The sequence below is a fragment of the Stenotrophomonas sp. HMWF003 genome, assembly GCF_003061285.1.
In the GTDB taxonomy this organism is placed as follows: domain Bacteria; phylum Pseudomonadota; class Gammaproteobacteria; order Xanthomonadales; family Xanthomonadaceae; genus Stenotrophomonas; species Stenotrophomonas maltophilia_AP.
On record NZ_QAIW01000095.1, the window covers coordinates 1 to 8,304 of the forward strand.

The window sequence follows — 8,304 nt, forward strand, 5'->3', positions numbered from 1 at the left end:
GGTGTATCCGCGCCATGCCGATGCGGTGAGCGTGCTGGAGGCCGGCAGGCATGGCGCGCGGGCGCAGCTTGAACAGGCGGTGTTCCTGCCCACCGAGAACCGCCAAGGCTGGCAGCGCAGCTACCAGGCCATTGCACGGCCGCTGGCGGCGGCGGAGATGTCCGGCTTTCTGTTCTCGATCGTATCGACCATGCAGAACTGGCGCGATGTGCTCCAGGCGCGTGCACCGGGCTATCGCGACCGTATCGTGCACGTGTCGCTGCAGGGCGACGAAGGCGGCATGAACCTGGACATGCCGCAGGACGTGCTGAGCCGCATCGCCGCCAAGGGCAGCGTGGCAGGCGAGCGCTTCTGCGGGTTCTCCTTCCAGAACCACTACTGGATCCGCTGGCGCAACCTGGCGTCGGCCTACCAGCGCTACACGCTGGAGATCGCGCGCACCGACGATCCGGCGCAGCGCGTGGCCGCCTGGCGTGACGCGTACCAGAGCGTGGCCACCGGCGACCCGCCGCCGCCGTCGTACCGGCTGGGCTCGGAAGACAAGCGGCGCGCCTCCCGGCAGTTGTGGCGGCTGATGGTGGAACAGGGCCAGGCCTGGGAAGACCTCGGCCCCGACCTCACCGATGGCGCACCGCGCCCGTTGCCGCAGATGAAGGTCACGCCGATTTACTGAGTCCCGTACATGCCCGGTAGAGCCGACCGTTGGTCGGCTGCTCGCCACCTGCAGGCATCGCGAGGAGCCGGCCAGCGGCCGGCTCTACCGGTTTATGCTTTCCGGCGAACGCACTTACCCGGATGGAACCGCATGACCCCACGCACGGCACTGCTGCAGACACTCGAACAGCTCGACGCGCTCGACCCCGACCACCTGCCGGTGGTCCCGCTGGATGCGTATTTCACCGGCAACGACCAGGAAGAGTCGATTGCGCCGAACCAATGGGAGTTCGGGCGTCCGCCAATCCGCGAGCTGTACGCACGTTTCCAGGCCATCGCCGCACGCCCGGACGTACAGGGCGTGTACGTTGGCCTGCACCAGGACTGGGGCATGGCGCTGGAAGACGACGCCGAGTGGCCGGCAGCGGAGAACATCCACATCCTCACCTCCGCCGACGAGCCTACCGTGCTGTCCTGGCTGGACGGCCTGGAATCGGACGGTGCCAGCGCAGGCTGGCCGTATGGCCAGCATGCTGCGGCGCCGGTACCGACCGAGGGATTCCAGGTGTTCTCGGTGTTCTGGGATTAGCGCGGAAACCCCGCCCGGTAGAGCCGACCGTTGGTCGGCTGTTTTCCACATCGGAGCCAACATTCCGAGCCTCGTAGAGCCGACCGTTGGTCGGCTGCTTTCCACATCGGGGCCAACATTCCGAGCCTCGTAGAGCCGACCAACGGTCGACTCTACCCCCGCATCGGGGCCAACATTCCGAGCGTCGGAGGCAAGTCGACCAACGGTCGACGCTACCCGCGGCCGGGCAGCTGCGCGAACGCGCGTTGCATGCAGTCTTCGCGCGGGCATACGCGGCAGCCCGGGCCGATGGAGACCGAGTTGCCCGGGCTCTGGATGTCCAGCCCGCGCGTGTAGATCAGCCGTTCGGCATGCTGCAGGTCGCAGCCCAGCGCCACCGCGAAGGTCTTGCGCGGTTGCCCATGCCCGATCGGGCCGCTGCTCACCTGTCGCGCCAGCCAGAAATGGCGGCGTCCGTCGGGCATGCGCGCGGTCTGGGTCAGCACGCGTCCGGGCTGGTTGAACGCCTCGTACACGATCCACAGCGGGCACGACCCGCCCACCTGGGAGAAGTGGAAGTCGGTGGCCGAGTGCCGCTTGGACACATTGCCGGCCCGGTCCACGCGGATGAAGAAGAACGGCAGGCCCGGCGCACTGCGCCGCGCCAGCGTACTCAGCCGATGACACACCGCTTCGAAGCCCACCCCGAAGCGGTGCGCCAGCGCATCGATGTCATAACTGCTGTGCTCGGCCGCCCGCAGGAACTGCGCATACGGCATCACCAGCGCACCGGCAAAATAGTTGGACATGCCGATCCGCGCCTGCGCGACCTGCTCCGGCTCGCGAAAACCGGCGCGTGCGATCACCGCGTCGATCTGCGCCGCATAGCCCAGCAGTGCCAGCTCGGCCGCCATCTGGAACGCCTGCTGGCCCGGCTCCAGGTAATCGGGCAGCCACAGCGTGCGGCTGCCGCCGTCGTAGACCCGCTTCTCGCGCCCGGCCTGCAGCGGCGCCACTTCCACCAGCACCCCGTGGCGGTCGGCCAGCAGCTGGCGCAGCCGGGGCGCCACGTGCCCGGCCACCAGTCCCCACTCGCCGAACAGCTGCTCGGCCAGATCGTCCAGCTCGGGAATGTGGTTGTGCATGCGATTGAAGAAATCGCGCACCTGGTCGCCGGCGGGCAGCGCCTGCCCGGCATGCACGTCGCCCAGCTGGAACTCCAGCGCGGCGGCATGTTCGCGCAGCGCCAGGTGGCGGCGGTGCAGGTCCAGCAGGGCCTGGCTCACCTGCGGCAGGTTGCCGGCCATGGCGCGCAGCTCGGTGCTGCTCACATCGTCCAAGCCCAGGTCGCGCAGGGTTTCGCTCAACGCTTCCTGCAACGCGCCGGGCTCATCCACGTCGAACAGCCCGGAAACGTCGCCCAATACCTCGCGCAGCTTCTGCTGCACTGCCGGCGTCAGCGGGCGCTTGTTGCGCTCGATCTGGTTCAGGTAGCTGGCCGACAGCCCCAGCGCCCGGGCCAGCTCCACCTGGCTGTAGCCGCGCTGCTCGCGCAGCTTCAGCAGGCGCAGGCCGATCTGGCGGTGGATGGGCTGGCTATTCACAGAATTCACAAGAATCGTAGCGGGCATTGGCCAGATTAAGCGTATACAGCCCGGAAATCGAGCGAGGCTCTGTGAATAATGCCAACAACTTTCGACCCCCCGGGATTGTCCATGACTGTTGCAGCGCCCCGTATCCGCATGTTGATCGATGGCCAGTTCATCGAATCGGCCAGCTCGCACTGGCAGAACGTGGTCAATCCGGCCACCCAGGACGTCCTGGCCCAGGTGCCGTTCGCCACCATGAGCGAAGTGGACGCCGCCGTCGCCTCGGCCAAGGAAGCCTTCACGACCTGGCGCAAGACCCCGATCGGCACCCGCGCCCGCATCTTCCTGAAGTACCAGCAGCTGATCCGCGAGCACATGAGCGAGCTGGCCCACATCCTGTCGGCCGAGCAGGGCAAGACCGTGCCCGACGCCGAAGGCGATGTGTTCCGCGGCCTGGAAGTGGTCGAGCACGCGGCCGCCATCGGCAACCTGCAGCTGGGCGAGCTGGCCAACAACGTGGCCAACGGCGTGGACACCTACACCCTGCTGCAGCCGCTGGGCGTCTGCGCGGGCATCACCCCGTTCAACTTCCCGGCGATGATTCCGCTGTGGATGTTCCCGATGGCCATCGCCACCGGCAACACCTTCATCCTCAAGCCGTCCGAACAGGACCCGATGGTCACCATGCGCCTGGTCGAACTGGCGCTGGAAGCCGGCATTCCCAAGGGCGTGCTGAATGTCGTGCACGGCGGCGAAGACGTGGTCAACGCGATCTGCGACCACCCCGATATCAAGGCCGTGTCCTTCGTCGGCTCCACCCGTGTCGGCACCCACGTGTACAACCGCGCCTCGCTGGCCGGCAAGCGCGTGCAGTGCATGATGGGCGCCAAGAACCACGCCGTGGTGCTGCCGGATGCGAACAAGGAGCAGAGCCTCAACGCAATGGTCGGTGCCGCCTTCGGCGCGGCCGGCCAGCGCTGCATGGCCGCTTCCACGCTGGTGCTGGTGGGCGAAGCGCGTGAGTGGGTGCCGGACCTGGTGGCCAAGGCCAAGACCCTCAAGGTGAGCGGTGGCAGCGTTGCCGGCACCGATGTCGGCCCGGTGATCTCCTGCGCCGCACGCGAGCGTGTCGAAGCGCTGATCGCCTCGGGCGTGGAGCAGGGCGCCAAGCTGGTGCTGGATGGTCGCAACCCGCAGGTGGACGGCTTCGAGAAGGGCAACTTCGTGGGCCCGACCATCTTCGACGGCGTCACCCCGGGCATGCGCATCTACGACGAGGAAATCTTCGGGCCGGTGCTGGTGATCCTGGAAGCGGACACGCTGGAAGACGCCATCGCACTCATCAACGCCAACCCCAACGGCAACGGCACCGCACTGTTCACCCAGTCCGGCGCGGCGGCCCGCAAGTTCCAGGAAGACATCGACGTTGGCCAGGTGGGCATCAACGTGCCGATCCCGGTGCCGGTGCCGCTGTTCTCCTTCACCGGTTCGCGCGCCTCCAAGCTCGGCGACCTGGGCCCGTACGGCAAGCAGGTGGTGATGTTCTACACCCAGACCAAGACCATCACCTCGCGTTGGTTCGACGACGAGACCCTGGGTCATGGCGTCAACACCACCATCAGCCTGAAGTAAGCACCAACGGAGTTCGACCATGAGCCACTCGATGACGACGGAACTCGACGAAGCGCAGCAGGCCTATAGAGAGGCTGCGCGTGACTTCGCCCAGGCCGAACTGGCGCCGCACGCCGCGCGATGGGATGCGGAGGGCATCTTTCCGCGCGAGGCGATCGCCAAGGCAGGGGAACTCGGGTTCTGTGGCCTGTACATGGACCCCGAGGTCGGTGGCAGCGGCCTGAGCCGTCTGGACGCCGCCGTCGTCATCGAGGAGCTCGCCAACGTGGATCCGTCCACGGCGGCCTATGTCAGCATCCACAACATGGCCTCGTGGATGGTGGCCAAGTGGGGCCAGGAGAGCCTGCGTGCCGCATGGGGCGCAGACCTGGCGGCCGGCACCAGGCTGGCCTCGTACTGCCTGACCGAACCGGGCGCCGGTTCGGACGCGGCCTCGCTGAAGACCAGCGCGGTGCGCGACGGCGACCACTATGTGCTCAATGGCGCCAAGGCCTTCATCTCCGGCGCCGGTGCCACCGAACTGCTGGTGGTGATGGCGCGCACCGGCGGCGCCGGTGCAGGCGGCATCAGCGCGATCGCGGTGCCGGCCGACCTGCCCGGCATCAGCTATGGCCGCAAGGAAGAGAAGATGGGCTGGAACAGCCAGCCCACCCGCGGCATCACCTTTGAAAACGTGCGCGTGCCGGTCAGCCACCTGCTGGGCGAGGAAGGCAGCGGCTTCAAGCTGGCCATGAAGGGGCTGGACGGTGGCCGCATCAACATCGCCGCGTGCTCGCTGGGCGCCGCCCAGGGCGCGCTGGACGCCGCGCGCCGCTACATGGGCGAGCGCCGCCAGTTCGGCAAGGCGCTGTCCGAATTCCAGGCGCTGCAGTTCAAGCTGGCCGACATGGCCACCCAGCTGGTCGCCGCCCGGCAGATGGTGCACGGCGCCGCGCGCAAGCTGGATGCCGGTGCCAGCGATGCCACGGTGTGGTGCGCGATGGCCAAGCGCTTCGCCACCGACGCCGGCTTCGCCATCTGCAACGACGCGCTGCAGATCCACGGCGGCTACGGCTACATCCGTGAATACCCCATTGAACGGTTGCTGCGCGATTCGCGCGTGCACCAGATCCTGGAGGGCACCAACGAGATCATGCGTGTGATCGTGGCCCGCCACCTGCTCAATACCGACGAGGAACTGCGATGATCGACTGGCGCACGCATGATCACACCGGCCTGAAGGTCGAGGCCGACGGCCATGTTGCCGTAGTCACGCTGGACAACCCGCCGGCCCACACCTGGACCGTGCACAGCCTGTCGGCGCTGCGCGACCTGGTGGGCGCGCTCAATGCCGACAACGGCATCTACGCGCTGGTGATCACCGGCGGCGGCGAGAAGTTCTTCTCGGCCGGCGCGGATCTCAAGCAGTTCGCCTCCGGCGACAAGGCCGCGGCCCGCGAAGCGGCGCGCCGGTTCGGTGAAGCGTTCGAAGCGCTGTCCGGCTTCCGGGGTGTGTCCATCGCCGCGATCAACGGTTACGCGATGGGCGGTGGCCTGGAGTGCGCGTTGGCGTGCGACCTGCGCATTATCGAAGAACACGCCCAGGTGGCGCTGCCGGAGGCCACCGTTGGCCTGCTGCCGTGCGCCGGTGGCACCCAGAACCTGCCGCGCCTGGTGGGCGAGGGCTGGGCCAAGCGGATGATCCTGCTGGGCGAGCGCATCGATGCCGACACGGCCGTGCGCATCGGCCTGGCCGAGGAGAAGGTCGGCAAGGGCGAAGCCAAGGCCCTGGCGCTGGAATGGGCGCACAAGGCCGGCAAGCAGAGTCCGTCCAGCATTGCCGCCTGCAAGATCCTCGTGCAGGCCACCCGCAGCGGCACCCACGCCTCGGCGCTGGTGGCCGAGCGGGAGGCCTTCGTGGACCTGTTCGACCGTGCCGACCAGGCCGAGGGCGTAAACGCCTTCCTGGAAAAGCGCGCCCCGCAGTGGAAGAACGCATGAGCACGCCGGTCGCCAGCGACGAGGCACCGGTGCTGTTCGAAGAACGCGCGGCCGCCAACGGCACGCGCATCGGCATTGCCACGCTCAACGCAGCGCGCACCCTCAATGGGTTCTCGCTGCCGATGGCGCACCTGCTGCGCGAGCGTCTGGATGCGTGGGCCAACGATGACGGCATCGCGCTGGTGGTGCTGCAGGGCACAGGCGAGAAGGCGTTCTGCGCCGGCGGCGACCTGCACAGTCTGTATCGCAGCATGGTCGACTATCGCGACGCGCAGAAGACCGACATCCGCGACAACGCCTACGCGGCTGAATTCTTCGACGTGGAATACCGCGTCGACTACGCCATCCACACCTATCCCAAGCCGATCCTGTGCTGGGGCCATGGCATCGTGATGGGCGGCGGCATCGGCCTGATGTCCGGCGCCAGCCACCGCGTGGTCAGCGAGCGTTCCAGACTGGCGTTCCCGGAGATCACCGTCGGCCTGTTCCCCGATGTGGGCGGCAGCTGGCTGCTGCCGCGCGTGCCGGGCAAAGGTGGCCTGTTCCTGGCGTTGACCGGCGCGGTACTCAATGCGGGCGACGCGATCTATGCCGGCCTGGCCGACATCCACATCGCAGAAGCGCAGCGTGGGGCCGTCTTCAACGCGCTCACCGAGGTGCACTGGAGCGACGACGCCAGGCGCAACCATGACCAGCTCGATGCGCTGCTGCAGCAGCACGCCAGCGACGCGGCCACCGGCCCGCTGCTGCGCAATGCGGCGGCCATCGACGCGCTGTGTACCGGCGATGACGTGCCGGCCATCGTCGCGGCCATCAGCGCGCTGCAGACCGATGACCCCTGGCTGCAGACCGCGCAGGCCACGCTGGCCGCCGGTGCACCCGGCTCGGCGCGGCTGGCGTTCGAGCTGCAGCGCCTGGCCGCCGGCGCGACGCTGGCCGAGGTCTACCGCATCGAATACATCGCCGCGCTGCACGCGGCCGCCCATGGCGATTTCGCCGAAGGCATCCGCGCGCTGCTGATCGACAAGGACCGCACGCCGCAGTGGCAGCCACGTACGCTGGCGGACGCCACGGCCGAATGGGCCCACACCTTCTTCGTTTCGCCGTGGTCGGATGCCGCACATCCGCTGGCCGACCTCGGCACCCCCGTCCCTGAAAGGAGCCACGCATGAGCCGTATTGCATTCATCGGGTTGGGCAACATGGGTGGCCCGATGGCCGCCAACCTGGCCAAGGCCGGCCACGCCGTGCGCGTGTTCGACCTGGTGCCTGCCGCTGTGCAGGCCGCCGTGGACGCCGGTGCCACCGCCGCACATTCGGCGCTGGACACCCTGGCCGACGCCGAGATCGTGATCTCGATGCTGCCGGCCAGCCGCCACGTCGAAGGCGTGTACCTGGGCGATGACGGCCTGCTTGGCGACATTCCCGGCGGCGCGCTGGTCATCGATTGCAGCACCATCGCACCGGCCACCGCGCGCAAAGTGGCCGAAGCGGCCGCGGCGCGTGGCCTGCAGATGCTCGACGCGCCGGTGTCCGGTGGCACTGCCGGTGCACAGGCCGGCACGCTGACCTTCATCGTTGGCGGCGAGGAAGACGCGCTCGAACGTGCGCGCCCGATCCTGCAGGCGATGGGCAAGAACATCTTCCACGTGGGCGCCAGCGGTGCGGGCCAGGTGGCCAAGCTGTGCAACAACATGGCGCTGGGCGTGATCATGGCCGTCACCGGCGAATCGATCGCGCTCGGTGTCGCGCACGGGCTGGATCCGAAAGTGCTGTCGCAGATGATGGCGGTCAGCACCGGGCGCAGCTGGGCTACCGAGGTATGCAACCCGTGGCCGGGCGTGCTCGAAAATGCACCCGCCTCGCGCGGCTACAGCGGCGG

The 8,304-nt window shown here is 68.1% G+C and carries 7 protein-coding genes and 1 pseudogene; 7 read left to right on the forward strand and 1 reads right to left on the reverse strand.

Features of this window, described 5'->3' with window-relative positions; translation table 11 throughout:
• Nucleotides 1–673, forward strand: a pseudogene (locus DBR34_RS03835) (RpoH suppressor); the annotation flags it as partial.
• Between the two features lie 132 nt (nucleotides 674–805).
• The gene (locus DBR34_RS03840; protein ID WP_128095772.1) at nucleotides 806–1,243 is read left to right on the forward strand and encodes a hypothetical protein; all 438 of its coding nucleotides are present in this window, start codon (nucleotides 806–808) and stop codon (nucleotides 1,241–1,243) included.
• A 212-nt stretch (nucleotides 1,244–1,455) separates the two neighbouring features.
• Here the strand turns inward: DBR34_RS03840 and DBR34_RS03845 are convergent, their stop codons facing one another.
• Nucleotides 1,456–2,826 (reverse strand): short-chain fatty acyl-CoA regulator family protein, encoded by a 1,371-nt coding sequence (locus DBR34_RS03845; RefSeq protein ID WP_258223645.1) that lies wholly within the window; start codon nucleotides 2,824–2,826, stop codon nucleotides 1,456–1,458.
• A gap of 111 nt (nucleotides 2,827–2,937) precedes the next feature.
• Between DBR34_RS03845 and DBR34_RS03850 the strand changes: the two genes are divergently transcribed.
• The 5 genes from DBR34_RS03850 to mmsB form a co-directional block, all read left to right on the forward strand.
• Nucleotides 2,938–4,443: a CoA-acylating methylmalonate-semialdehyde dehydrogenase gene (locus DBR34_RS03850; RefSeq protein ID WP_128095774.1), complete on the forward strand. Its 1,506-nt coding sequence runs from the start codon at nucleotides 2,938–2,940 to the stop codon at nucleotides 4,441–4,443.
• A 19-nt stretch (nucleotides 4,444–4,462) separates the two neighbouring features.
• Complete coding sequence (locus DBR34_RS03855) at nucleotides 4,463–5,629, forward strand: acyl-CoA dehydrogenase family protein (RefSeq protein WP_128095775.1); 1,167 nt, start codon at nucleotides 4,463–4,465, stop codon at nucleotides 5,627–5,629.
• Nucleotides 5,626–6,423, forward strand: coding sequence for an enoyl-CoA hydratase (locus DBR34_RS03860; RefSeq protein ID WP_128095776.1), 798 nt, complete (start codon nucleotides 5,626–5,628; stop codon nucleotides 6,421–6,423). The genes DBR34_RS03855 and DBR34_RS03860 overlap by 4 nt, the downstream gene beginning before the upstream one ends.
• Nucleotides 6,420–7,595 carry an enoyl-CoA hydratase/isomerase family protein gene (locus DBR34_RS03865; protein ID WP_128095777.1) on the forward strand — a complete coding sequence of 392 codons (1,176 nt, stop codon included), beginning with the start codon at nucleotides 6,420–6,422 and terminating at the stop codon, nucleotides 7,593–7,595. Before DBR34_RS03860 ends, DBR34_RS03865 begins: the two co-directional genes overlap by 4 nt.
• On the forward strand, nucleotides 7,592–8,304 hold a 713-nt coding region (gene mmsB / locus DBR34_RS03870; RefSeq protein ID WP_128095778.1), incomplete at its 3' end, for a 3-hydroxyisobutyrate dehydrogenase. The genes DBR34_RS03865 and mmsB, both read left to right, overlap by 4 nt.

Excerpts from the sequence above, each read along its gene's own strand:
- DBR34_RS03865 (WP_128095777.1), top strand. The coding sequence starts at position 6,420 with ATGAGCACGCCGGTCGCCAGCGACGAGGCACCGGTGCTGTTCGAAGAA.
- DBR34_RS03840 (WP_128095772.1), top strand. The coding sequence starts at position 806 with ATGACCCCACGCACGGCACTGCTGCAGACACTCGAACAGCTCGACGCG.
- DBR34_RS03855 (WP_128095775.1), top strand. The coding sequence starts at position 4,463 with ATGAGCCACTCGATGACGACGGAACTCGACGAAGCGCAGCAGGCCTAT.
- DBR34_RS03850 (WP_128095774.1), top strand. The coding sequence starts at position 2,938 with ATGACTGTTGCAGCGCCCCGTATCCGCATGTTGATCGATGGCCAGTTC.
- DBR34_RS03860 (WP_128095776.1), top strand. The coding sequence starts at position 5,626 with ATGATCGACTGGCGCACGCATGATCACACCGGCCTGAAGGTCGAGGCC.